Annotated in this window: 19 protein-coding genes; 4 read left to right on the forward strand and 15 right to left on the reverse strand. The window is 67.6% G+C overall.

What is annotated here, in order from left to right; all coding sequences use genetic code 11:
• Positions 1-6: 6 nt before the first annotated feature.
• The 15 genes from ACFYRH_RS21415 to ACFYRH_RS21485 form a co-directional block, all read right to left on the reverse strand.
• Positions 7-1,617: an ABC transporter substrate-binding protein gene (locus ACFYRH_RS21415; protein WP_387777729.1), complete on the reverse strand. Its 1,611-nt coding sequence runs from the start codon at positions 1,615-1,617 to the stop codon at positions 7-9.
• Positions 1,614-2,534: a carbohydrate ABC transporter permease gene (locus ACFYRH_RS21420; RefSeq protein ID WP_387777732.1), complete on the reverse strand. Its 921-nt coding sequence runs from the start codon at positions 2,532-2,534 to the stop codon at positions 1,614-1,616. The genes ACFYRH_RS21415 and ACFYRH_RS21420 overlap by 4 nt, the downstream gene beginning before the upstream one ends.
• 121 nt (positions 2,535-2,655) lie before the next feature.
• Positions 2,656-3,519: an ABC transporter permease gene (locus tag ACFYRH_RS21425; protein ID WP_387777735.1), complete on the reverse strand. Its 864-nt coding sequence runs from the start codon at positions 3,517-3,519 to the stop codon at positions 2,656-2,658.
• 389 nt (positions 3,520-3,908) lie between these two features.
• Positions 3,909-4,847 (reverse strand): MBL fold metallo-hydrolase, encoded by a 939-nt coding sequence (locus ACFYRH_RS21430; protein ID WP_387777738.1) that lies wholly within the window; start codon positions 4,845-4,847, stop codon positions 3,909-3,911.
• 4 nt (positions 4,848-4,851) lie between these two features.
• Positions 4,852-5,637 carry an enoyl-CoA hydratase/isomerase family protein gene (locus ACFYRH_RS21435; protein WP_387777741.1) on the reverse strand — a complete coding sequence of 262 codons (786 nt, stop codon included), beginning with the start codon at positions 5,635-5,637 and terminating at the stop codon, positions 4,852-4,854.
• A complete protein-coding gene (locus ACFYRH_RS21440; RefSeq protein ID WP_387777744.1) occupies positions 5,630-6,721 on the reverse strand; it encodes an extracellular solute-binding protein in 1,092 nt (363 codons plus the stop codon). The genes ACFYRH_RS21435 and ACFYRH_RS21440 overlap by 8 nt, the downstream gene beginning before the upstream one ends.
• Complete coding sequence (locus tag ACFYRH_RS21445; protein ID WP_387777747.1) at positions 6,718-7,905, reverse strand: CaiB/BaiF CoA transferase family protein; 1,188 nt, start codon at positions 7,903-7,905, stop codon at positions 6,718-6,720. Before ACFYRH_RS21445 ends, ACFYRH_RS21440 begins: the two co-directional genes overlap by 4 nt.
• Entirely contained in the window at positions 7,902-8,648 is a 747-nt protein-coding gene (locus ACFYRH_RS21450) for an SDR family NAD(P)-dependent oxidoreductase (RefSeq protein WP_387777750.1), read from the reverse strand. The genes ACFYRH_RS21445 and ACFYRH_RS21450 overlap by 4 nt, the downstream gene beginning before the upstream one ends.
• A 7-nt stretch (positions 8,649-8,655) precedes the next feature.
• Complete coding sequence (locus tag ACFYRH_RS21455) at positions 8,656-10,488, reverse strand: right-handed parallel beta-helix repeat-containing protein (RefSeq protein ID WP_387777753.1); 1,833 nt, start codon at positions 10,486-10,488, stop codon at positions 8,656-8,658.
• A 5-nt stretch (positions 10,489-10,493) separates the two neighbouring features.
• Positions 10,494-12,353 (reverse strand): right-handed parallel beta-helix repeat-containing protein, encoded by a 1,860-nt coding sequence (locus ACFYRH_RS21460; protein WP_387777756.1) that lies wholly within the window; start codon positions 12,351-12,353, stop codon positions 10,494-10,496.
• A 27-nt stretch (positions 12,354-12,380) separates the two neighbouring features.
• Positions 12,381-13,175: a hypothetical protein gene (locus tag ACFYRH_RS21465; protein ID WP_387777759.1), complete on the reverse strand. Its 795-nt coding sequence runs from the start codon at positions 13,173-13,175 to the stop codon at positions 12,381-12,383.
• A gap of 8 nt (positions 13,176-13,183) precedes the next feature.
• Positions 13,184-15,112: a hypothetical protein gene (locus ACFYRH_RS21470; RefSeq protein WP_387777762.1), complete on the reverse strand. Its 1,929-nt coding sequence runs from the start codon at positions 15,110-15,112 to the stop codon at positions 13,184-13,186.
• On the reverse strand, positions 15,109-15,987 hold the full coding sequence (locus tag ACFYRH_RS21475; RefSeq protein WP_387777765.1) for a carbohydrate ABC transporter permease: 879 nt from the start codon (positions 15,985-15,987) through the stop codon (positions 15,109-15,111). The genes ACFYRH_RS21470 and ACFYRH_RS21475 overlap by 4 nt, the downstream gene beginning before the upstream one ends.
• A complete protein-coding gene (locus ACFYRH_RS21480; RefSeq protein WP_387777768.1) occupies positions 15,984-16,853 on the reverse strand; it encodes a carbohydrate ABC transporter permease in 870 nt (289 codons plus the stop codon). Before ACFYRH_RS21480 ends, ACFYRH_RS21475 begins: the two co-directional genes overlap by 4 nt.
• Entirely contained in the window at positions 16,850-18,118 is a 1,269-nt protein-coding gene (locus ACFYRH_RS21485; protein ID WP_387777771.1) for an ABC transporter substrate-binding protein, read from the reverse strand. Before ACFYRH_RS21485 ends, ACFYRH_RS21480 begins: the two co-directional genes overlap by 4 nt.
• A gap of 177 nt (positions 18,119-18,295) precedes the next feature.
• On the opposite strand from ACFYRH_RS21485, the gene ACFYRH_RS21490 reads away from it, so the two are divergent.
• The 4 genes from ACFYRH_RS21490 (at position 18,296) to ACFYRH_RS21505 (ending at position 25,626) form a co-directional block, all read left to right on the forward strand.
• Positions 18,296-19,408 (forward strand): GntR family transcriptional regulator, encoded by a 1,113-nt coding sequence (locus ACFYRH_RS21490; RefSeq protein WP_387777774.1) that lies wholly within the window; start codon positions 18,296-18,298, stop codon positions 19,406-19,408.
• Between the two features lie 7 nt (positions 19,409-19,415).
• Positions 19,416-20,453: an amidohydrolase family protein gene (locus ACFYRH_RS21495; RefSeq protein ID WP_387778329.1), complete on the forward strand. Its 1,038-nt coding sequence runs from the start codon at positions 19,416-19,418 to the stop codon at positions 20,451-20,453.
• On the forward strand, positions 20,422-22,863 hold the full coding sequence (locus tag ACFYRH_RS21500; protein WP_387777777.1) for a glycoside hydrolase N-terminal domain-containing protein: 2,442 nt from the start codon (positions 20,422-20,424) through the stop codon (positions 22,861-22,863). Before ACFYRH_RS21495 ends, ACFYRH_RS21500 begins: the two co-directional genes overlap by 32 nt.
• Positions 22,864-23,022: 159 nt before the next feature.
• Positions 23,023-25,626, forward strand: coding sequence for a hypothetical protein (locus tag ACFYRH_RS21505; protein ID WP_387777780.1), 2,604 nt, complete (start codon positions 23,023-23,025; stop codon positions 25,624-25,626).
• The last annotated feature ends 1 nt before the right edge of the window (position 25,627 follow it).

Consider the following 25,627-nt stretch of genomic DNA (forward strand, 5'->3'; position numbering starts at 1 on the left):
GTCACGTCATTTCCGCCCTTGGACCGACAGGGCCTGCTCCAGCTCGCCCCGGATGGCGTCGCCACCGGACTTGCGCCAGTCGGCCACCGCCTCGTCCCAGGAGTTGATGTCCTTGCGACCGAGCTGGATGTCCTTGGTCAGGGCATCCATCCGGGTGTCGAGGATCTTGCCCTTGGTGGACTGCGTCGACGAGTAGAGACCGTACGTCGGCGGCAGGATCGCGGTCGGGAGCACCTCCTGCAGGTGTTTGTGGGCCATGTCCACTGCCTCGGGGTGACCGGGGAAGTAGAGCGGGTACGGACCGTCGGCGAGGTACTGGATCGGGAACTCACCCAGGCACACCTCGCTCCCGCCGTCCTTGGTCAGCTGCGGATCGGTCCCGTTCAGCGTGTAGTGCCGGCCGGGCAGACCGAACTTGCGGAACAGGTACTCCTCGGTCCCGAACGGCGCCGCGAACCAGTTCAGCACCCCGAGCAGCGTCTTGATCCGCTCCGGCGAGCTCGGCCGGATCGCCGCGATCGAGTTGTTCGGGGACCCGAGCAGCACCCGCCCGACCTTGCCGTCCTGACTGCGCGGCACCGGGATCGAGATGCTGAACTCCTTGTTCGTCGCCCGCCGGTAGAAGCTCTGGATCGACGAGTAGGTGTCCTGCGTCAGCACCGCGGAGCCCTGGGTGAACCAGACCTTCTGGTTGGCCTTCGCGATGCCGTCCGGATGGATCAGTCCCTGAGCCTGCATCTGCTTGGTGATCGAGAGCATCTGCTTGTGCTCGGGCACCTCCCGGCTGTGCACCAGCCGCCCGTCGCGGACCTCCCAGCCGTTCGGCAGCCCGAGCATCGCGCTCAGCGCCGCGGTCGGCGGGACGGCGAAGGCCCACCGGTTCTTCTTCCCGTCGGTGACCGCCGCGGCCACCTTCATCAGCTCGTCGACCGTCGCCGTCTCGAGTTCGACGCCGAGCTGGTCGAGCAGGTCCTGGCGGGCGAGCAGCGTGTTCGACGACATCACGCCACGCTGGATCGGCACCGCCCGGATACCGCCGGAGAACACGCAGCCCCGCCACGAGTCCGCCGGCGCGTTCGCCAGGAACGGGTACTCGAGGATCGCGTCGCCGGACAGGTACTCCGTTAGGTCCTGCGCCCGGGCCTCGAGGAACTGCGGCAGGTACGCGAACCCACCGTCGACGTTGAACAGGTCGCCCAGCGTGTCACCCGCGACCGCGGTGGCGAACTTGTTCGAGTAGTCGGCCGCCGAGGTGATGTTCAGGTCCAGCGGCGCTCCGAGCCGCTTGTTCAGCTCCTGCCAGTAGGGGTTGCGGTCCGCGGTCGGCGGGATCGGGTTCGACGTCGGCGCCGATCCGCTGACGGCGACGCCGTTGCCCGGTGGCCCGTCGGTCACCTTCGCCGGATCCGCCGGGAACCTGTAGAAGCAGTCCGGCATCAACGGATGGCTCCGCGGCAGGTCCGGCTTCGGTCCCTCGAACCTCTTGTACGTCGGCAACGCGACCGGCTTGTTCAGCGCCGCGATGTCGGTCGACCGGGTCACCGTCGAGCATCCGGTCACACTGACGGCGGCAGCCGCCAGCGATCCGCCGAGGAACGTCCTTCTGCTGAACGTCATCCCTTCACCGCCCCGGTCATCATGCCCTTCGCGAAGTGCCGCTGCAGGAACGGGTAGACGATCAGGATCGGTACCAGCGACACGACCAGGATCGCCATCTGGATCGACTCCTGCGGCGGCAGCTGGTCCGCCCCGGCGCCACCGAGGTCACCACTGCTCAGCTCGGTGTTGTTGATGACGTAGGTCCGCAGTACCAGCTGCAACGGCCACTTCGCCGTGTCGTTGATGTAGAGCATCGCGTTGAAGAACGCGTTCCAGTAGCCGACCGCGTAGAACAGGCCGACGACCGCGAGCACGGCCTTGGACAGCGGCAGCACGACCGACCAGAAGATCCGGAAGTCGCCGGCCCCGTCGATCCGGGCGGAGTCCAGCACCGAGTCCGGGATGCTCATGAAGAAGGAGCGCAGCACGATCACGTTGAAGCCGCTGATCGCCGTCGGCAGGATCAGCGCCAGCAGCGAGTCGAGCAGCCCGAACTCCTTCACCACCAGGTAGTTCGGGATCAGGCCCGGGCTGAACAACAGGCTGAACAGCACGATCAGCAGGATCGGCCGCTGCCCGAACGAGCCGGACCGGCTGAGCGCGTACGCCAGCATCGTGGACCCGGCGAGGCTGATCAGCGTGCCGCCGGCCGCGATCACGACACTGACCACCAGGGCCCGCTGCACCACGCCACCGTTGAAGATGGACTTGTACGCGTCCAGGTTGAACGCGTCCGGCCAGAGCACGAACCCACCGGAGTTCGTGACGTGCTCCTGGCTCGCGATGCTGGTCGAGATCACCCCGATGAACGGGATGATCACCACCGCACAACACACCAGCAGTACGACGGCCTTGAGCACCCGCGACGACATCGCGGGAGCGTCGTCGATGCCCTTCGGTTCAGTTCCGCGCAAGACATTCGTCGACGTGGTCATCGGGCCTCCCGACCTGGACTGAGGAGCGTAGGGAGCGAAGCGACTGGAGCGACGAGGGAAGGTCGGGAGTCACAGCCCGATGACCCTGCCGGCGCCGAAGGCCCGGCCAAAAGTACAGCACTCATTTCTGGTACACCCCAGACTCACCGAAGATGTGTGCGACCTTGTTGGCGCCGATCACCAGGACGACGGCAACAAGCCCCTTGACCAACCCGACTGCTGCTGAGACTCCCCATTGACCTGCTAGGACACCGTTGTTGTAGACGTAGGTGTCGAGAACCTCACTGGCAGGTCTGCCGACCAGGTTCTGCTGCAGGATGATCTGCTCGAACCCGACGGTCAGCGAGTCGCCGAGCCGCAGGATCAGCAGCAGGATGATCAGGCTGCGGATACCCGGCACCGTGACGTGCCACAGCTGGCGCCACCGCGACGCACCATCGACGCGAGCAGCTTCGTACAGCCCCGGATCGATCTGCGTCAGCGCGGCCAGGAACAGGATCGTCCCCCACCCGGTGTCCTTCCAGATCACCTGACTCGTGAGCAGCGCGATGAACCCGTCCGGGTTCCCGAGGAAGTCGATCGTGTTCATCCCGTGCGAGCGCAGGAAGTTGTTGATCAGTCCGCTGCCGCCGAGGATCTGCTGGAAGATCGCGATCACGATCACCCAGGAGAGGAAGTGCGGCAGGTACAGCACCGACTGCACGACGCGCTTGATCCGCTCCGACAGCAAGCTGTTCAGCAGCAGCGCGAGCGCGATCGGCGCCGGGAACACGAAGATCACCTGGACGATGGTGATCAGCAGCGTGTTCTTCAGCGCGTTGAGGAACTCGGGGTCCCCGTTGAAGATGACCGAGAAGTTGTCCAGCCCGACCCACGCGCTGCGGCCGAGCGGCACGAACGGCAGGTACTCCTGGAACGCGATCAGGTTCCCGAGCAGCGGCAGGTAGTGGAACACCAGCAGCAGCACCAGCCCGGGCAGGGCCATCAGCAGCAACACCTTGTCCCGGCGGGCACGCGCCCACCAGGACAGCGGCTTCCCGCCCGAACGGCTGCCGGACCTACTGTCCGTAGCCGAACCCGGTGGACCGGACCCCGGCCGGGCGGCGTCTTCCGTCGATGTGGACCGGCCGGTCCGGAGACCGGAAATTGCATCTGTTCGAGCCACGTGAGACTCCCTCGAATGGTTGCCGACGCCCTCCAATGGAGAGCGCTTTCCGTTCCCCTTTGTTCGATATTGTCGCGTCTTGGGGGGTCGCGCAGCTCCAAGCGGTGCGTCTCGCGGGAATCGGTAGTGTCCTCCGGAAGTTCGCCTGATTCGGCCCGGTTCGACAGGAAATCGATAGGTTCGGCAGAGCTGGTCGAGAGGCGTCGGGATCAGCCGCGGTGATGCCAGCGGGGCTCGGCAGCACCCCGCTGGGCGAGGTGTTCGAGGTGCGCCCGGGCCATCCGGACGGTCTGCAGATTGACGCCGCCGTACGCCCCGAGGTCGGTGCCGATGGCACCGGCCAGGTCACGGACAGTCAGCGAACCTCTCGCGCGGAGCAGGTCCGCGGTCAGGGTGTTCACGTCGTCGACCCAGGCCAGGCTGTCCTCGATCTGCTGGCGCCCGGCGGTCGCGTCCAGCGCGTCGCCGTGCGACGGCACGAGCGCGTCGAAGTCCAGGTCGAGCAGCCTGCGCAGTCCGTTGGTATACCGAACGACATCGGTGTACAGCGGCGCGAGCCACACCGAGCTGTCGAGGTACGGGCGTCCACGCCCCTGCACGTCGTCGAAAGTGAAAAGTGTTCGCGAAGGTTCGTCCAGTACGGCGATGTGCCCCGGGCTGTGGCCGCTCGTCGTGATCACCTGCAGCGGCCGATCACCCGGCAGCCGGTCCCCGTCCCGCAGCATCACGTCGATGCGGACCCGGTCGTCGAGCATCTCGAGCAACTCCGACCGCTCGGCCTCGGTCAGCTCCAGCGCGTCCGGGTCCGAGCCCCACAGCTCGGCCAGCAACCGATCGTTGTCCTCGAGCCACCCGGCCTCCAACGCCGGCGCCGCGAACCGCGCCCCGCTGTGCTTCTGCAGTACGGCGTTCCCGCCCATGTGATCGGGATGCGCGTGACTGTTCACCACCAACGTCAGATCCGGCAGCCCGAGTCCGAGGGCCGCCAACTCCGGCGCGGTCGTGGACTCCGGGGTCGACGCGATGCCCGCGTCCAGCAGCACCAGTTCGGATCCCGCGTCGATCACGTGCAGCCAGAGCGGCAGTCCGCACACGTGCGGATAGTCCGTCGCGAGCTGGTGGATCCCGGGTGCGATCTCGACCGGCACGTCCTCACCGTCCTTCGAAGTTTCCGGTACGCCGTTCCGCGAAGGCCGCTCGTCCCTCGGCGGCGTCACGGGTGCCCAGGGCAACGGCCTGCAGCTCGCGCTCGTACTGGATGGCCGCCTCCAGCCCCATCGACCAGGCCGCTCGCAGGTTCGCCTTGGCCGCGGCGGCCGCGACCGGCGGGCGGGCGGCGATCCGGTGTGCGATCTCGGTTGCGGCGGGCAACAACTCGCCGGCGCCCACGATCTTGCTGACCAACCCGATCCGCAACGCCTCGACGGCATCGATCGGGTCCCCGGTCAGCAGCATCGTCGCCGCGTCACTCGCCGGTACCGAGGCCGCGAGCAGCGCCGTCACTCCCCCGCCGCCGATCCAGCCGAGCTTGATCTCCGCGGCCGCGAAACTCGCCGTCGACGAGGCCAGCCGGATGTCACACGACAACGCCAACTCCAGCCCGCCGCCGTACGCGTAACCGTTGACCGCGGCGATCACGGGAGTGCGTAGCGAGCGCAGGGCGTCGCAGTAGTCGCGCCGGTTCCGGAAGTGCCACGGGCCGTCGTACCGGTCGAGTTCGCCGATGTCGCTGCCGACCGAGAACGCGCGCTCGCCGGCGCCGGTCACCACGACCGCGCGGATCGACGGGTCCTCGTCGATACGGGGAATCAGCTCGAGCAGTTCGGTACTCATCGACCGGGTGGCCGCGTTCAGTTTCGCGGGACGGTCGAGGATCAGCAGGCCGACGTACCCGTCCTGCTCGAAGCGGATCCGCCCCTCCCCAGCGTCGTCAGCCATCGCGCACCTTCCGGTAGTCGTCCTCGATCCGGTCCACCGCGGCGGCCGGATCTTCGTCGTCGTCCAGCAACTCCCGCACCCGCTCGGACAGCTCGTCCTGGAACCCGATCCACCCGTCGAACCGCGGCCGGACGTACGACGCCCGCACGGTCCCGAGCGTCGCGGAGTAGTGCCCGTTCCACGCGTCGTCGACCGCCGGCGACTCCCAGACCGCCGTGGTCGCGGACTGCCCACCGACCGCGGACACCAACTCCAGCTGCGTCCGTACATCGAGCAGACCGCGCGTGTACTTCGTCACCGCCAGGACCTTCGAGTAGGCCCGCGGCGTCACCGCCAGACCGGTCCCACCGAGGGTGCCGTTGCCGACGGAGTCTCGAGCGAGCAGCCGAGGCGCAGCGGACCACGCCAGCGCGGCCCGGTCATCGGCCGGCCGGCCGTAGTAGGCGTAGCTGTAGACCAGCGGGCAGCACTTGAGTTCCCCCGTACCCAACAGCTCGTGGATGCCGATCGGGTCAAGCTCTGCGAACGACTGCTCACTGGAAGACCAGACCGCACGCAGCACCTCCAGTGCGGCGACAGCACGCTCCCGGTCGAGGAGTCGCGTACCGGTGCGGTCTCCCGCCATGCCCAGCAGCATCAGACCGGCGTGCGGTCCGGCGACGCACAGCACCACCCCGGGCAGCTCCAACACGTCGGACCAGGACGCCGGCGGCGTAGCCAACCGGTCCGGCCGGTAGATGCACGTCTGCGTCGCAGCGTCGAGTGGGAGCGCCCACCCGTGCCCCTCCAGCTGATAGCTCTCCCACGTCGGCGGCACCGCCCGCGCCCGCCAGGTCGCCAGGTCGTCCGCAGAGAACACATCCTCGACCGGGAGCAACGCCCCGGCCTCGATCGCCGCGCCCAGCCCCGGGTGGTCGATGACGAGCAGGTCGTAGCGGCCGGCCAGCTCCTCGAGCGGTGTGGACTCAAAGCCTGACAACGGCTGCCGGTCCCACTCCACCTCGACATCCGGGTGCGAGAACTCCTGCAGCGGCCGATAACCCCGCGGGTGATCCCACGTCAGGCCCCGTAAGAGCACGGTCACGGCGCTACCACCGCGCCCCGGTCGAACAGGGCCTGTCGTTTCGCCGGCGACAGTCCGAGCTCGGCCAGCAGCTCATCGGTGTGCTCACCGATCAGCGGCGCCGGTCGGTCCACCTCGGCCGGCGTCCGGCTGAAGCGGTACGGGAACCCGGGCGTTGTCACTGTACCTTCGGTCGGGTGCTCGTACGTCACGAAAGACTCGTTGTGCACCACCTGCGGGTCCGTGCGCAGATCGTCGTACGAGAGCACCGGGCCGCACCAGACACCACGTTCGCGCAGCTTGAGCAGCCAGTGCTCGGTCGTCTCCCGCAGCAGCGCCGTGGACACCGCTGCGGCAATCTCGTCGCGCCGTGCGAACCCGTCCCGCTCAGCGTCCAGTCCGGCGAGCTGCGGAGCGTCCAGCACCTCGGCCAGCACCGGCAGGTTTGCGAACGCCAGCGAGATGTACCCGTCGGACGTCGTGAAGATCCCGTACGGCGCTCTGATGTAGCTGTGCGCGTGGACCTCCTCGGACCGCGTCTGCGGCACACCACCAACAGTGTGTACCGATAGCTCCTGCATCTGCAGGGCGATCACCGCATCCAGCATGTTCACCTGGACCAGCTGTCCTTCACCGGTCCGCTCACGGTGCAGCAGAGCTGCTAACACCCCTTCGAACGCGCTGTACGCCGTAACCGCGTCGGCCAGGAAGTACGGCGCAGCGACCGGCGGCTCGTCCGGTCGACCGGAGCTGAACAGCGCACCGCTCATGGCCTGGACCAACAGGTCCTGTCCGGGCCAGTCGGAGTACGGACCACTCTCGCCGTACCCGGAGATCGAGACATAGACCAGCGACGGCTTCAGTGCGCGCAGGGTCTCGTAGTCGACGCCCAGCCGGGCAGCCACGCCAGGACGGTAGTTCTGCAAGAACACATCCGCTGTGCGCACCAGCTCGTACAGGAGCTCACGGCCCTCGTCGGACTTGAGGTCCACGGCCAGACTGCGCTTGTTGCGGTTCAGCGACAGGAACGACGCGTTGACCTCGTTGCCGACAGCACCACCCGCGGACGTGTGTCGCTGCCACTCGCCCGACACCGGCTCGACCTTGACCACGTCCGCGCCGAGGTCGCCGAGTCGCATCGCCGCCAGCGGCCCGGCCATCGCCACGGACAGGTCCAGCACCCGGTAACCGCCGAGGATCCTCATTGCGCCGTCCATCCCGCGTCGACCGGCAGCACCGCGCCGGTGATGAACGACGCATCGTCACTGGCCAGGAACGCGATCGCGGCCGCGACCTCCTCCGGCTGCCCGATCCGGCCGAGCGCGTGGTGCCGGTCGACCATCGCCTGCATCGCGCCCGGATCGTCCGCGCCGCCGACCTTGCCGTTGCGGATCAGCGGCGTGTCGATGAGGCCCGGTGCCACACAGTTCGCCCGGACGCCGGCCCGGCCGTGGTCGAGCGCCATCGCCCGGGTCAGGTTCTCCACGCCGGCCTTCGCCGCGCAGTACGCCGATCTGTTCCGCTCCCCGACCGTGCCGATCGCGGACGAGATCGTCACGATCGCGCCGCCGCCCTGCGCGAGGAACCGCGGCAGGACGGCTCGGCACGAGTGGTAGACGCCGGTCAGGTCGACGTCGAGGATCGTCCGCCACTCGTCCGGCGACGTGTTCGGCACGGTGTCACAGACGTCCACGCCGGCCGCACTGACCAGGACGTCGACACGCTCCAGCTCGTTGACGACCTCGAGCGTCCGGTCCAGGTCGGTGACGTCCAGTTCGTAGGCCTGGCCACCGACCTCCGCCGCGACCTGCTCGGCCGCGGCGAAGGAACGGTCACAGACGATCACACTGCCGCCCTCGGCGGCGATCCTGCGGGCGCCGGCCGCGCCGATCCCGGAGGCAGCTCCGGTGATCAGCGCGACCTTGCCCTTGAACCTTTCGGTATCCATGAACTCTCTAGGGCTTCTCGTAGGGGAACGAAGGCAGCACGCCGATCTGGTCGTACTGCATCTTGGAGTCGTCGAACCCGGCTTCCCAGCTGACGTTCGCGAAGGTGTCGCACGGTCCGGCGGACGGCCCGTGGTACGGATCGCTCTCGGTGTTCGTCACCTTGATATTCGAGAACGCGAAGCCACAGCCACCGAAGTCCATGTGCACCCCGTATGGCTTCGCGTCCGGCATCGACGGGTCGGCGTTCGCGTCGTCGATGATCAGCTGCGACACCTGCGCGTCCGGCGTGTACGGCGGCTCGTTGCGGACGCCGTACGCGTAGAACGGACCCGTGTCACCGCTGTCCTGCGCCAGGTGCGACAGCCGCACATGGTGCACGGTGTTGCCGCCGGTGTAGTTGTCCGCGTTCGGGATCTCCGGGCGGGACTCGATGCTGATGCCGTACCGCGCGCCGTGTTCGACCACGGTGTGACTGACCTCGTTGCCGCCGCTGTTCATGATCTCGACGCCTGCGGAGTCACCCGGCACCAACTCGCCGATGTGGTGGATGTAGTTGTTCGTGAACGTGTTGCCATGGGCAACGTCACCCTCACCCGGATACCCGCCCTCGACCTTGATGCCGTCGTTGCCGATGTGCTCGAGCAGGCTGTCCGAGACCTTGGTCTGCTCGTTCGCGAACAGCAGCTCGATCGCGGTGAACCCGGTCTGCTGCAGGTGCAGTCCGGTCAGCTTCACCCCGCGGGTGTTGGTCAGGGTGATCGCACCCCACTGGTTGCGCGGCATCTCGATCTGGGTGTCGTACTTCGGGTACTTGTGCTTGACACCCGAGTCACCGGTCCCGTTCCAGCCGTACCGGTACCAGTCCATGAAGTCGGTGTGCTGGATGGTCAAGCCGTCGAGGGTCAGGTTCTCCACGCGCCGGTTCACCGATGCGCCCTCGATCGAGAACACCTGCGTCTGTGTCGGCCGGTAGACCTTCACACCGTCCATCGTGCCGCCGGCCGGCTTGTAGTACAGCGTCTTCGCCGGGTAGTCGAGGTAGTACTCACCGGCCTGGTCGAGCAGGCTCAGCGAGTTCTGTACGTAGTACCGCGAGCCGCCACCGGAGTTGATGAAGCCGTACCGCGCCGGGTAGACCAGCGTGGTCCGCTTCTTGGTGAAGTTGATGTCGAGCATCGGGATCGTGTCGGTGAACCAGGACCACGAGCCGCCTGACCAGACGGTCACCTGCGCCGGCCACGCCGTACCCAGGCGGAGGTCCCAGGACGGGTCGATGTCGCCGGTGTTGAACCCGAGCTGGTCGTGCACCGCCTCCTTGGTCGAGTCGAACAGGACCGACTTCAGGTACGGCGCCCACTTCTCGTCGGACGCCCGGTTCGGGTACCGGGCGGTGGTGGCGCGCTTGCCTTCGGCGTACAGGCTGTAGAAGGGCCGGCTGACGTCGACCGGCGTCTTGAAGATGCCGTCCTTGTACGGCGTCCAGCCGGTCACCTCCCGCCCCGCCTCGAACACGGCCTTGCCTGGCCCGTCCACGCTCCGGTAGGTCACGTCGGAGTCGCGGTCGTCGAAGGTGATCGTCTGGTCGACCTGATAGGTGCCGGCCTTCAGGTTCACCACCGCGGTGCACCCGGCGTGGCCGCGCACCCGCAGTGTGTCGCGGGCGTGCTCGACCGTCTTCCAGGGCTTCTTCTCCGTACCCGGACTCTGGTCGCTGCCGTCCGGTGCGACCCACAACGCGTCACACCGGGTGGCATCGTTCTTCGGTCCCGCGCCGAGGGCGGTGCCCGCACCTACTACTGCCAGCGCGACTCCGATGACCACTCCGCCGAGGAGCTTCATCCGCGTCACCGGCCCGTCACGTCGTACGGGAAGGTGGGCAGGACGCCGATCTTGTCGTACTCCATCTTCGAGCTGTCGAAGCCGGTCTCCCAGTCGACGTTGCTGACCGCGTTGCACTTGTAGGACTGGTACTTCTGGTCGGTCACCTGGCCGACCTGCACGTTGCTGAACGCGAACCCGCAGCCACCCGAGTCCATGTGCACGCCCCGCGTACCGCCGGCGTCCGGCATCGACGGGTCCGGGATGACGTCACCGATCACCAACTGGTCGACGGTGTTCGTGACCGGGTGCGGCTCCTGGTTGTCGACGCCGTAGGTGTAGAACGCACCCATGTCGCCGCTGTCCAGGCCCATCTGCTCGAGCTTGATGTACTTGAACGTGTTGCCGCTCGCGTACTGGTCGCCGTCCTTGACCTCCGGCCGCGACTCCAGGCTGATGCCGTAGCGGGCGCTGTGCTTGACCTCGACGTTGGTGACCGTGTTGTTGCCGGTGTCCATCAGCTCGACGCCGGACGCGTCACCCGGGACCAGCTCACCGATGTGGTCGATGAACACGTTCGAGATCGTGTGGTGGTTGCTCAGGTCGCCTTCACCCGGCCACCCGCCCTCGACCTTGATGCCGTCGGCACCGATGTTCTCCAGCAGGCTGTCGGTGATCTTGGTGTGGTCGTTCGCGAACAGCAGGTAGACGCCGGTGAAGCCGGTGTCCGACAGGTGCAGCCGGCTCAGGTCGATGTTGCTCGTGTTGGTCAGCGTGATCGCACCGAACCGGTTCCGCGGCATCTCGATCTGCCGGTCGTACTCCGGGTACTTGTGCTCGTCACCCGCGTCGCCACCGGCCACCCAGCCGTTGCGGTACCAGCTGACGAAGTCGGAGTACTGGACACCGATGCCGTCGAACGTCACGTCCTTCAGCCGGTCCTCAGGCGACTTGCCGGCCAGGTTGAGCACGGTCTTCACCGTGGGGCGCAGTACCTTGATGCCGTCCATCGTGCCGGCCAGCGGCTTGTAGTAGACCTCACCGGCCTTGTAGTCGAGGTAGTACTCCCCCGGCTGGTCCAGGAAGCTCAGTGAGTTCTGGAAGTAGTAGCGCGAGCCGCCACGGCTGTTGACCATCGCATAGCGGGTCCAGTACTTCAGCGTGGTCTGGGTCTTCTTGAAGTTGGTGTCGAGCAGCGGAATGGTGTCGGTGAACCACGACCAGGAGCCACCAGACCAGATCGTCACCGACGCCTGGCTCATGTCCCAGCTGGGATCCCAGTCACCAGGCTTGCCCCACAGCCAGTTGTGGACGTCCATCTTGTCCTCTTCGTAGAGGATCGACGTCAGGTACGGCGACCACGTGTCGGCGGCCGCCCGATTCGGGTAGCGGGCGTTGGTGGCGCGCTTGCCGTCCTCGAACAGCGTGTAGAACGGCTTCGACGCGTCCACCTTGGCCTTGTAGATACCGTCCTTGTACGGCTCCCAGTCGGTGATCTCCTCGGCACCCTGGAGGTTCGCCTTGCCGGGGCCGTCGACACTGCGGTAGATGACCCGGTGGCCGTTCTTCCCGGAGTCGCGCTGGTCGAGGTCGATGGTCGACGAGACCGGGTAGTCGCCGGCCTTCAGGTTGACGGTGATGTCACAGTTCATCCGGTCGTTGAGGTGCTTGTCCCGGATCTCGTCGCGGGCCCGGGTGACGGTCTTCCACGGGTCCTTCTCGGTGCCCTTGGCGGCGTCGTCACCGCTCGTCGCGACCCAGAAGGTCTGGCAGTCGACGGCACCTGCGGGCTGGGCGTTGAGCTGGACGGCCGCGACGGTCACCAGGGCAGCCGCGACCACCCCGGCGCCGACGCTGAACGCCGTACGCCTGGTTCTGTTGGACATTTCGGGCGGGGTCCTCTCTCGGGGAGGTCAGTCGCCGGCGTTGCCGTTCTGGCTGCGCCAGCGCTCGTACTCGAGACGGGTCTTCTCGGTCAGGGGGTAGTAGTCACGCAGCGGGGCGCCCTCGTCGATCCGCCGCCGGCTGAACTTCTCCCAGGCGTCGTGCTCGGCCGCCGCGTCGACGACGGACTGCGCACGCTGCCTGGGGACGACGACGGCGCCGTCGTCGTCGGCGAGCACCAGGTCACCGGGCAGCGTCAGGACGCCGCCCACCGCCACCGGGACGTTGTACGCCCACGGGAACAGCTCGGACTGGGACGCGTAGTGCGGGGTGGCGCCGGTCGACCAGATCGGTACGTCGAGCTCGGACACCCGGGGTACGTCGCGGATCCGGCCGTCGACCACGATGCCCGCGCCGCCGCGGAGCTTGAAGTAGCGGACCAGCATGTCCCCGAAGCAGCCGGTGGTGTGGCTGCCGTAGGCCTGGACCACCAGGACGTCGCCGGGCTGGATCTCGTCGAGCACGGCCCACAGCGCCGTACTGCGCTCGATGTACTCCTGGGTCTGCCCGTCGGCGATGTCCTCACGTTGCGGCATGAACTGCAGGGTCAGCGCACGGCCGACCACCTTCTTGCCGGGGAACATGCTGGTCGGACCGTCGACGAAGGTCCGGCGGATGCCCTGGTTGTGCAACCGGGCGCAGGCGGTGGCCGACCCGATCGCGGACAGCCGCTCGACCAGACCGGGATCCGATGCGGGCGGGTTCTCGCCACGCACCGGGAGATCCCAGACCGGCGTCACCGGGGCTTGTTCCGTGCTGCTCATATGTCTCCTCAGTAACTGTTGTGGCCAAGCGCCAGATGGGCGGCGCGATAGGTGTTTCTGGTCAGTCGCAGGTCCAGTCGGATGGTCCGGCCGGGCGGCATCGTCACTTCGAGTCTGTTGCTGTCGACAACCACCGTCCGGCTCCCCGGCGTGGTCGGCGCCGATGTGTACGCCGGTGACGGTCCGGGGTACTCGCCGCTCGCGGTGGTCACGGTGGCCTCGTCGATGCGGTCCGTGCCGAAGCTGCCGGCCTGGACGATCACGCGGCGGGTCTGCGTCGCGGACAGGTTGACCAGCTGCAGTCCGGTCCGGTCCGGCTCCACGGTGTCGACCAGTGCGGCGACGTCAGGTGGCAGACCGGGACGGCCGCGGTCCGCGTCGAGGTACAGGACGCGCATCGGCAGCAGACCGCCGTTGTACAGCAGCTGCGGCGTGCCCGTGGTCAGCTGGAGCAGGGCCTCGGTGGCGACCGGGTTGTGCCGTTGCCAGTGGTGGATGTTCATCTCGGCCGGGTCGACGGTGTCGACGGCCATCAGGTCCATCCGTCGCTGTACCTGCGACAGTGCGACGCCCAGCATCTCCTCCGGGTAGCTGGGGTTGTCCCCGGCCAGGTAGGCGAGCCACGGGGCCTCGTGGCCGGCGTCCTCTTTGTTGCGGAAGTCGCGGACCGTACGCCAGTCGTAGCCACTGCGCTCCCGCAGCTTGGTCAAGCGGTCGCGGTCCGCGGAGTCGAAGGCTGCCTGCCACAACCACATCGGCAGTCCGAGCTGCGGTGGCTGGTAGTCGAACCAGCCCTCGTCGTTGTGCCGGTTCGGGATCAGCAGAGTCGGGTTGGCGCAGTCCTCGCCGAGCTCAGCCTCCCAACGGTCCCGGATGCTCAGCTCTGTCTCGTCGACGGCACCACTGATGCCGCGCTCGTACAGGTGGTCCAGCAATCGCCGTGCGAAGTCCAGCCGCTTCGAGTCACCGGTCAGTACGACGCCGTTCAGCGCCGCGACGCACGCGGCCGAACCGACGCTGTACACACCGTGCGGCCAGTTCCAGCCGTAGTTGCCGCCGTACCAGCGTCCGTCATGCAGCTCGCCGACGATGCCGTTCGGGCCGACGTTGTCCGGCAGCAGACCGCCGTTCGCCTCGGCCCGCTCCTGCCACGCGTCCAGGTACTCCAGCGTCCAGGCGGCGAACCGGTCGCTGTGGTCGTAGAGCCAGGCGTTCGCGGTCAGACTGGTCGCCGCGAGGTTGACTGCGGTGTCACCAGCACCGAGTCGGCGGATCATCTCCGCGCCCATCAGGTCGGCGTTCGCGGGATCCTTCAGATCGTCCCAGCTGTTGATGCCGGGCACGCCGGACAGCGGCAGCCCGAAGATCGACATCTTCGCCTGGTTGGCGCCGAACGTGCGCCACTCGTCGTTGATCCCCCAACGCGGACCGCCCGCGCCGTTGTGCGGTGCGCGGATCGTCCGGGTCGCCGGATCGTAGTTGCCGGCCGGTGAACCCGGCAGGTAGAGCTCGGCGAACCGGTAGGCGCGGTCGCGGAACACCTCGTCGGCCGGGTCGGCCGCGCACAGCGAGTAGAAGAAGATCATCGACTCGCCGATGTGGAACCAGTCGTACCCACGCTCGAACTCGTCGACCAGGAAGCCCATCTCGGTGAGCTGCCGTGTGACGCCTTCCCAGTGCCACTTCGACACGTCGATCAGGTCGTCCGCGCCGCCGAGCTGGTACAGCACCGGCCAGTTCACGAAGGCCTCGTAGAAGTCGTCCGCGCCGTCGCGGCTCTGCATCGGACCGGCGTACCGCAGGCTGCCGTCCGGGAGGCAGTAGCGCTCGCGGAACAGCCACCAGCCCTCGTCCATCACGTCGAACAGGCGGCGCTGCATGATCGCCCAGGCGGGCGGCTTGCCGACCGGAGTTTCCGCAATGATCGGTTGGTTCATCCCTTGGTCGCTCCTGCGGTCAGGCCGCTGATCACGTGCTTCTGGAGCAGCACGAAGAGCACCAGCAACGGAGCCACCGCGAGCAGCAGCGTCGGGAAGACCACCGTGTAGTCGGTGGAGTACTGGCTCACCGCGGCGTACACGCCGGTGGTGACCGTGTAGAGACCGCTGCCCGGGCCGAGGATGATCTGCGGGTTCACGAAGTCGTTCCAGACCGAGAACGTGTTCAGGATGACCATCGTCACCACGGCCGGCTTCATCAGCGGGAACACGATCGACCAGAACACCCGGTGCTTCCCGGCTCCGTCGACCGCCGCCGCCTCGTCCAGGCTGGCCGGGACCGTCATGATGTACCCGGCGTACAGGAAGATCGAGAACGGCAGCGTCAGCGTGGTCTCGAACAGCACGAACCCGGGGATCGTGCCCATCAGGCCGAGGAACTTCAGCGTGTAGACCACCGGGATCACCAGCACCTGGCTGGGGATGAACGTCCCGGCCACGAACAACAGCAGGAGCATCCGGTACCGGCGTTCGCTGCGCCGCGCGATCACGTACGACACCGGGCCGGCGAGCGCCACGGACAGTACGTTCACCGAGACCACGAACAGGATCGTGACGGCGTACCCCTTTCCGATGTTGAAGTCGGGGTTGGTCGCGGCCTTCTTCAGGTACTCCGTGGTCAGCTGGTCCGGCGAGAGCGAGAACGGGTGCGCCAGGATGTCCTGCTGCGACTTGAACGCGCTGACGACCAGCAGGTACATCGGCACCAGCATCAGCACGCTGACGACGACCATGAACGCGATGCGTCCCCAGCCCTTGCTCTTCAGCGGTTTCAACTGCAGAGTCGCCACTCTGGGCATCCGGAGCGCGCTCATACCTGCACTCCTTGGTCAGCGCGCGCTCGCAGCCGCGCGACGGTCAGGGCGAGTCCGGCCGTGATGACCATCAGTACGACGCTCTGCGCCGAGCCGAACCCGAGTGCGTTGTTGTGGAACGAATCCCACAGGATCAGGTACGCCGCCGTCTGCGTGGACCCGGCCGGTCCACCACCTGTCAGCGACACCACCAGGTCGTACGTCTTCAGCAGCGTCACCAGCGACAGCACCAGATTCACCGTCACCACCGGCGCCAGCGCCGGCAACGTCACGTTGAAGAACGTCTGCCGCTTGGAGGCGCCGTCGATCCGCGCCGCCTCGAGCAGGTCCTTCGACACCGTCTGCAGCCCCGCCAGGTACAGCACCACGTTCACACCGAACCCGGCCCACACCAGTACGGCGATCAGACTCGCCAGCGCCCACTTCGGATCAGACAGGAACGGCAGTACGTCGGCACCCTTTGACGTCAGCCAGCCGTTGACGACTCCCGACGTACCCAGGACGGCGCTCCACAGGAAGCCGACGACCAGTGCGCTGAGCACGTGCGGGTAGAAGAGCACGATGCGGAACAGTGCATTCAGCCGGGACGCACCGTTCACCAGCAGGGCAAACCCGAGTCCCAGCACGCTGAGCAGGACGGTGCCGACCGCGGCGATCAGAAGCGTCACCCAGCCCGCCCTGATCGCCTCGGCGCTGTGCGTCAGGTTCACGTAGTTCTTGAGCCCCACGAACGCCGGATTCGCGCTGTAGCCGTCCCAGTCGGTCAGGCTGAGGTAGAGCGACAGACAGACCGGGACGACCAGCATGACGACGAACAGCACCAGGGCCGGGCCGACCATACTGAGGGTCGTCAGACGGGCTCTCACGATTTCGAGCCCATCCAGCTGTCGATGCGAGTGGCGACGTCCTTCGCGCTCTTCCCCGTGTAGAGGCTCTGGACCGCCTTGTTCCACTCACCGTTGAAGCCCTGCGGCAGCGTGTTCGCGCCGTACCCCTCGCCCTGGGCGACCTGCTTCGGCGCCTGGTCGAGGATGTCCTGCACCTGCTTGCCGAGCGGCGACAGCTTGTCGGTGTAGCCCTTGCGGAAGTTGCCGTCCTGGGCGAGCTGACTCTGCACCGCACCCTTGTCGGTGACCAGCCACTGCACCAGCTTCACCGAGAGGTCCCGCTGCTTGGTCGACTTCAGCACCATGTACGGCGCGGCCATCGTGACGCCCTGCGGACCGGGTGACGGCTGACCGGCGGCCGGCGGCGCCGCGAACACCCCGAGGTCGAACTTCGGCTTCGCGTCGTCGGCGGTCCGGACGAACCAGCTGCCCATGATGTACAGGCCGGCCTTGCCGGACAGGAAGTTGGTCTGCGCGCCGACATCCTTCAGACCCAGCGCGTTCTTGTCTACGTACCCGTTCTTGATCCAGGACTCGTAGCGCTCCAGCAGCGGCAGCATGGTGTCGCCGATCTTCAGCTGCTTGGCGTTGACCTTCTGGTACCAGTCCGGGTGCTCGGTCGCGATCGACGGGTCGCTGAGCTCCAGCAACTGCAGGCCGGTCACGTAGTCGCCGGCGGTCTGCAGCGGCAGGTAGCCGGCGGCCTTCAGCTTGCCCATGGCGGCGGTCAGCTCGTCCAGGTCCTTCGGCGGCGCGGTGATACCGGCCTTGGCGAACGCGTCCTTGTTGTAGAACACCAGCGACTGCGCCTGCTGGCCGACGCCGACGGTGTAGACCTTGCCGTCGACTGCGGCCTGCTCGGCCAGCGGCGTGTCCTTGGTCCACGCCTGGTCGGTCAGGTCCAGCATCTGCGGCGCCAGCACCTTGTCGGCCATCAGCGTCTCGACGACATCCGGCGCGTTGCCGGCCGCGAGCAGCTGCGGCAACGTGTCCTTCACGCCGGAACCGGTCGGCGCCTCGATCTTCACGTCGACGCCCGGGTTGGCATCCTCGAAGGGCTTGACCAGGCCCTCCCAATAGCTCTTCGTGAGGTTGGGGGTGATGTTGACGAGCATCCGTACTTCGCCGGTGCTGTCACCGGCAGCACCCTTGGTGTCGCTGAAGCCACCACCACAACCCGCCGCGCCCACCAGGATCACAACGGATGTCAGCAGGCCGAGCTTGCGGCGTACCGAACGAGCCATTTCGGGGTCCTCCTCAGATCGTCCCGGCGTCGGGGGCGGCCGGGCGTCGTTATCGAGTGACGATGCAGAGCGCGGCGCCCAAGTGTCAACGAATACGCGGCAAAGTGGACGTTCCGAGTCAGAAGTCCCTGCCATATAGGGTTGGCAGAACGCTGTGAACGGGGTCACCATGCAGCCATGCCCGATGCCGGAAGACCCAAGTCACCGCTGACCCTGTCGGTGGCCGAGCGGACCGCGCTCAGCCAGCTCGCGGCCGCCGCGCGGACCACCGACGCGATGCGGCTGCGGGCCCGGATCGTGCTGGCCAGCGCGGAAGGACGCTCGAACAAGGCGGTCGCGGACCTGCTCGAGGTCACCCCGGGCACAGTCGGCAAGTGGCGCCGGCGGTTCCTCCGGATGGGGATGGCCGGCCTCGACGACGGGATGCGCAGCGGACGCCCGCGGATGGTGGACCGGGTCCAGCTCGGCGGAACGGCGACAACATCGATGGCCGATACCGGACATCGCCTGTCGACGCGGGAGCTGGCGGCGGCGTACGGCGTCTCGCAGTCGACCGTCTCGCGGCGGCGCCGGGAGGAGGCGCAGCACTATCGCTCCGCCGGAGCGAGCGTCGGCGCCGGTCATCCACCGCCACCGCCGGCCGGTGATCCCGAGTTGCTGTCCGACCGGGTCTACGAAGCGATCCGGGGCTGGATACTGTCCGGCGAGCTCGCCCCTGGGATGCGGGTGGTCGAGTCCGAGATCGCCCGGGTCCTCGGCACCAGCCAGACTCCGGCCCGCGAGGCGGTACGCCGCCTGGCGCACGAGGGACTCGTCACCTACCGGCCCCGGCTCGGGAACTTCGTCACCGAGATCTCGCAGGTCGAGGCCCGCGAGGCGCGGGAGGTCCGGGTGCTGCTCGAGGCCGCGGCGGCGCGCCGGGCGACCGGGCACGTGCCTCCCGAGGAGCTGGATCTGCTGCGGATCGAGGTCCAGCGGATGTCCGAGGCGGCCGAGCATCACGACATCGGTGCGTTCCGGGAGTCCGACCTGCGGTTCCATCGGCAGGTGCTCGCGACCAGCGGCAACTCGATGCTGCTGCGTGTGTGGCGGACGCTGGAGCCGGCGCTGTGGAGCCTGCAGGTGGTGTCGAACGCGATGTACGCCGGTGACTGGGGCCTGATGGCGCGCCGGCACGTGGACCTGATCGAGGTCCTGACCGGCACCGACCCCGAGGACTCCGCCCGCCTCTTCGCCGCCCACGCCCGCGGCGAAAGCTCCATCACCAGACCAGCCGGCCACCATGACTGACCCCCACATGCCCCACCCCGCCCCCAGCCCGCTACCCGGCCCCGACACCCACACCCCGCTGCCCGACACCCGCGCCCCGCTGCCCGACACCCGCGCCCCGCTGCCCGACGCCCGCGTCCGGCTGCTCGACGCTCACGTTCACGTCTGGGACCTGGCCCGTCGGGCGCTCCCGTGGCTCCGCCCGGGCCACCCCCTCCGCCGCACCTTCCGCCTCACCGACCTGCCCCCCATGCCATTTGAGGGGTTACCCCCTGGGATGACCCCTTCTACCCCCCGCATGCGAGAGGCTAACGGGCTAGCTCAGGGGGCAACCCCCGAACCGGTGCGGGCGCAGGCCGGTGCTGGGCCGGGGGGCGTGGGCGAGCGGTTAGTGCTGGTGCAGGCCGACGCGGACCCGACCGAGGTCGACGACCTACTCGCGCTGGCTCGAGAGGCGCCGTCCGTGGTCGGCGTGGTCGGGTGGTTCGACCTGCTCGACTTCCCGGACCGCTTGCCCGACGACCCGCGACTGGTCGGCGTCCGCAGCCCACCCGCGGACCAGACCGACCCCGACGCCCTGACCACCCCCGCGCACATCCGCGGCGTGCGGGCCGCCACCGAAGCCGGCCTCGCGATCGACCTCCTCCTCCGCCCCTCCGCCCTGATCGGTGCCGCCCGGCTCGCGTCCGCCGTACCCGACGCGCGCCTGGTCCTCGACCACCTCGGCAACCCCGCTGCTGTCACCCCCGACTGGCTCGCCGGACTGCGGGCGCTCGCCGAGTGCCCGAACGTCTCGGTCAAGCTCTCCGGCACCGCCCACCTCGCGACCGACGACCTCCGCGCGATGGTCGACGCCGCCCTCGAACTCTTCGGCAGTGAACGGTTGCTGTTCGGCTCGGACTGGCCCGTGTGCACGCCGGCCGCGACCCGCGCCGAGGTACTCCGCCGTACCACCGCACTGCTGCCTCCTGCCGCCCACAACGACGTGTTCCGCGGCACCGCCCAGCGCATCTACCGCCCCAGGGAGACCGCCCATGAACGAGTACACCCGCCGCCAGGTCCTTAGGACCGCAGGCGCCGCGGCCGGCACCGCAGCCGTCGCCGGCTCGCTCGCTCTCAATCCTTCCGCTGCCACCACCGCCGCTGCCGTCCCGCCCCCGGGCAGCGACACCAACCCCCTGAAACTCTGGTACACCCAGCCCGCCACCGAGTGGCTGCAGGCGCTTGCCATCGGCAACGGCCGGCTCGGCGCCATGGTGTACGGCGGGACCGCCACCGAGCAACTGCAACTCAACGAGGACTCGATCTGGGCCGGTGGCCCACACCAGTACGACGACCCGGTCGGCAAGGACGTACTACCCGAGATCCGCCGGCTGATCGCCGAGGAGAAGTACCTCGACGCGCAGAACCTCGCGGACGAGCACTTCATGGGCCGTCCGACCGAGCAGATGCAGTACCAGCCGGTCGGGTACCTCTCGCTGGCCTTTCCCGGCATCGACGCGGCCGCAGTCACGGCGTACCGGCGGGAGCTGGACCTGACCACGGCGATCACGTCGGTCAGCTACGAGCACGCCGGCGTGCGGTACACCCGGGAGGTGTTCGTCAGCCACCCTGCGCAGGTGCTGGTGATGCGGCTGACCGCTAGCCGGCGTGGGGCGCTGACCTTCGACGCGACGTACAGCACTGAGCAGGCCGCGACGCCCGCCCGCTTCGACGACAAGACGCTGGCGCTGAACGGCATCAGCGGCGACGCGGAGGGGCTTAACGGTTCGGTCAAGTTCACCGCGCTGCTCCGCGCCTTTGCCGAGGGTGGCACCACTACGGTTGCTGACGGCAAGCTGTCGGTCGCCGGTGCGGACGAGGTCACCCTGGTCTACTCGGTCGGCACGAGCTACCGCAACTACCTCGATGTCAGCGCTGACCAGGTCGCTCGGGCCGTCGCGCCGCTGACCGCGGTCGGTCGCCCGGCGTACGGCAAGCTGCGGCACGAGCATGTCGAGGATTACCAGCGCCTGTTCGGCCGCGTGGACCTGGACCTCGGTACGTCGGACTCCATCGCGCTCCCGACAGACCAGCGCATCACAGCGTTCCGCAACGGCGGCGACCCGCAGCTGGCCGCGCTGTACTACCAGTTCGGCCGCTACCTGCTGATCTCCAGCTCCCGCACGCCGGGCCAGCCTGCGAACCTGCAAGGCATCTGGAGCTACAAGATGCTGCCGGAGTGGCAGTCCAAGTTCACACTGAACATCAACTGCGAAATGAACTACTGGCCGGCCGGTCCGGCCAACCTGGCCGAGTGCTGGGACCCGCTGTTCCAGATGATCGGTGAACTGTCGGAGTCCGGTGCCCGCACTGCAGCCACCATGTACGACGCACCTGGCTGGGTAGCGCACCACAACACCGACGGCTGGCGCGGCAGCGCACCGGTGGACTTCGCGTACTACGGTGTCTGGCCGACTGGTGGCGCGTGGCTCTCGCTGCTGTTCTGGGAGCGGTACGACTACACCGGCGACGTCGCGATGCTGCGCAAGTACTACCCGGTGCTGCGCGGTTCGGTGGAGTTCTTCCTCGACCAGCTGCAGACCGACGCCAAGACGGGCTGGCTGGTGACCAGCCCTTCGCACTCCCCCGAGGTCAAGCACCACGACTACGACAACGTCGGTGTGAGCATGTGTGCCGGGCCGACGATGGACACCGAGATCCTGCACGACCTGTTCAAGGTATTCGGACAGGCGGCCGCGCTGCTGGGCGAGGACTCCGCGATGGCAGCCCAGGCGGCCGAGGCACGGTCCAAGCTGGCGCCGATCCAGATCGGATACCTCGGTCAGATCCAGGAGTGGCTGATCGACTGGGAGGAGGCCGCTCTGGAGACGAGTCGACATGTCTCGCACCTGTGGGCCGTCTTCCCGAGCGACCAGGTGACACCGCGCAGTACGCCGGACCTCGCGGACGCGGCGCGGAAGTCGCTGGAGCTGCGTGGTCCGGCCGTGACCGCCGGCTGGTCACTGGCCTGGAAGCTGAACCTGCGGGCCCGTCTGCTCGAGCCGGACAACGCGTACAAGCACCTGACGCAGCTGCTCGGCCCGGGCCGGACGGCGCCCAACCTGTTCGACCTGCACCCGCCGTTCCAGATCGACGGCAACTTCGGCGGCATCTCCGGGATCACCGAGATGATCATGCAGAGCCACTCCGGCGAGGTCGCACTGCTGCCGTGTCTGCCTTCGGCCTTCCCGACCGGAAGTGTGCGTGGTCTGCGGGCGCGGGGTGGCTTCGACCTGGAGTTCTCCTGGTCGGACGGGAAGCTGTCGAAGGCGCGGATCAAATCGCTCCTGGGCAACCGGCTGCGGTTGCGGACCGGTACCGCGGTCGACGTGAACTCGTCTGCCGGTCCGGTGGCGTTCGGCAGGCCGGAGGACGGCGTCGTCGAGTTCCGCACCCGTCCCGGCGTCGACTACTTCATCGAGCCGCGCGCGTGATTCCGAAAGGTTCATCGAATGCTTCGACTTGCCTTACCTCTACTAGTAACGCTGATGACTGTCGGCGCGTCTGCGTTGCCTGCTGTCGGCGCTGACGTTGGCGATTCTGGAACTACTGCGTGGCACGACGGCGCGTTACAAGCTGACACGGCCGGACTGGTGTCGCGGTCGGACCTGGTCCAGGAAGGGCCGGCGTGGCAGACCTATCAGGCGATGCCGTTGGGGAACGGCGTGCTTGGTGCCGCAGTCTGGGCTGAGAAGGGTTACAGCGCCCAGCTGAACCGCGTTGACACCTTTCCCGATCTCAAGTCCGCCGGGCGGCTCGTCGTACCCGGTCTGGACTCGATGATGCGTGCTGACGACTACAGCGGGCGGTTGGCGCTGTACGACGGTCAGCTCGTGCAGAGTGGCGGTGGGATGACCGCACGCTCTTATGTGCGAGCTGATGCTGACCAGTTCGTGCTCGAGGTGACGGGCGCGGATCCTTCGAAGACTCAGACAGCTGACCTCGAGTTGTGGGCCGGCCGCACGCCGGCTGCCAATGCGGCAGATGGCATCGCTGCGTTGGCGGAGACGTTCCACGACCAGGCGTCCGGCAGTATCACCGGTGCGGTCGCCGCGTTGACCGCACAGGCCGCTGGCGTGACTGCGTCTGTCGTGGACCCGCTGACGGTCCGGTTGTCGTTCCGGCCTCGGGCTGACGGGAGTTTCCGGTTGGTGGTCGGCGTACCGTCGTACCGCGGCGGCGAGCTCCGTACTGCGGCTCGCAAGGCCGTGGCTGAGACGCCGAGTCACCATCTGCAGTGGTGGCACTCGTACTGGGCCAAGGCGGCCCCGATGCGGATCACGTCGGCAGACGGCTCGGGTGAGTACGTGGAGAACCTGCGGACGCTGCAGCTCTACACGATGGCCGCGTCGATGCGTGGCGACGTACCTAGTACCCATGGCGCGGTGGTCCGGATGTTCTCCTCGTCCGGGGACCAGGCGGACTGGGCGCAGGACTCGTACTGGCACTTCAACCTGCGCATGCTGGTGTCCGCGAACCTCGGTGCGGGCGTCGGCGAGCTGAATGCGCCGTACTTCAAGTTCTACCTCGACAGAGCCGAGCTGATGCGCGAGTGGACGCGGACACACTGGACCGGCGGCGAGGGACTCTGCCTGCCAGAGTTCATGCGGTACGACGGGACTGGTGACGGCTGTGACAACATCAACGAGCCCAGCTGGACCAGACGCATTCTGACTAGCGGTCCGGAGTTGGTGAACAACATCTGGCAGCAGTACCGCTACACCGGCGACACGGCGCTGCTGAACCGCAGCTATCCGCTGATGCGGGACGTCGCTCGGTTCTACCTGTCGGCGATGACCCTTGGGACCGACGGCTACCTGCATCTCGAGCACGTCAACGCGCTGGAGGTGCAGTGGGACACCAGCGACCCAGTGCCGGACATGGCAGCCATCCGGGTCATCTTCCCGCTCGTTGCCGACCTGGCGACGTCGCACGGCGACACTGTGCTCGCCAAGCAACTGCACGAGGCCGTCACCAAGCTGCCACCGTTCCGGACCGTGCAGCGTGGCGGCGAGGAGGTGCTGGCGTGGTCCGGTACCGACGAGGCGTCACACAACACACAGAACCCGGAGATGGAGGCGCTCTGGCCCTGGGGCGTCTTCGACAAGACCTCCGAGCTGATGCAGGCGACGTACCGGCAGCGCGTGTACCCGCAGGACAAGGACTGGGGTATGGACACCACCTGGGCCGCGCGGCTCGGGCTGTCCGACGAGGTGAAACGCCTGCTGCTCAAGGGGATCGCCGACTTCCAGATCTACCCCAACGGGTTCACCGTGCACCGCACCGGCCAGGAGGCGGTCCGCAACCACAGCTTCTACAACGAGTGGGGCGGAGTACTGACAACCGGGCTGCAGGAGGCGCTGGTGCAGTCGTACGACGGGGTCGTGCGCGTCGCGCCGGCGTGGCCGAAGAACTGGGACGTCTCTGGATCGGTGCAGATCGAGGGTGGTCATCGGGTCAGCACTGAGGTTCACAACGGCGTACCAAGTGTTGTCGGGATCCAGGCCGGGAGCCGAGAGACGTTGAAGGTCGCCAACCCGTGGCCTGGTCAGCAGGTGCGAGTGGTGGACTCTCACGGTCGCGTGGTCGTCCCACCGACCTCCAGCGATGTCGTCTCGGTTGCGGTGACGCCGAATACGTCGTACACGCTCGAGCGGGTCGCCGTACCGCTGTCGTCGTTCGACTTCGCACCGCTGACCGGGCAGCCGGCGTCTGCGGTCAAGACGGTCGGCAACCGAGTGCTGGGGATCACCCGGAGCGAGCCGCCGCTGGTGAGCGATCTGGTGTCGGTGCAGTCGCCGGACAAGCTGTCCAACCTGGCGAAGGCGCAGACCGGCGCACAAACGTACGTGGACCGCAGCTACAAGATCACGGACCTGCCTGACCAGTTGAACGGACAGGCCCTGGTCCAGGGCGCGAACGACGACTCCAAGGCAACCACTCCAGCCGACTACCTGACGCTGAACCTCACCCGCCCGGCAACCGTCTACGTAGCCTTCGACCCCCGCGGCGAGAACGTCTGGTGGCCCAACTGGCTGTCCACCTTCACCCGAACCGGCGAAACCGTAGGCACCACAGACCAGCGCCTACTCCTCTTCAAACGCGACGTCCCCCCAGGCCAACTACCCCTCGGCCCCAACTCCGGCGTCCCAGGCAAGGGCAACTCCACCTACATCACCTTCGTGATACCACGCTAAG

Origin of the sequence: Kribbella sp. NPDC004875 (genome assembly GCF_042873375.1) — a bacterium.
Lineage (GTDB): Bacteria > Actinomycetota > Actinomycetes > Propionibacteriales > Kribbellaceae > Kribbella.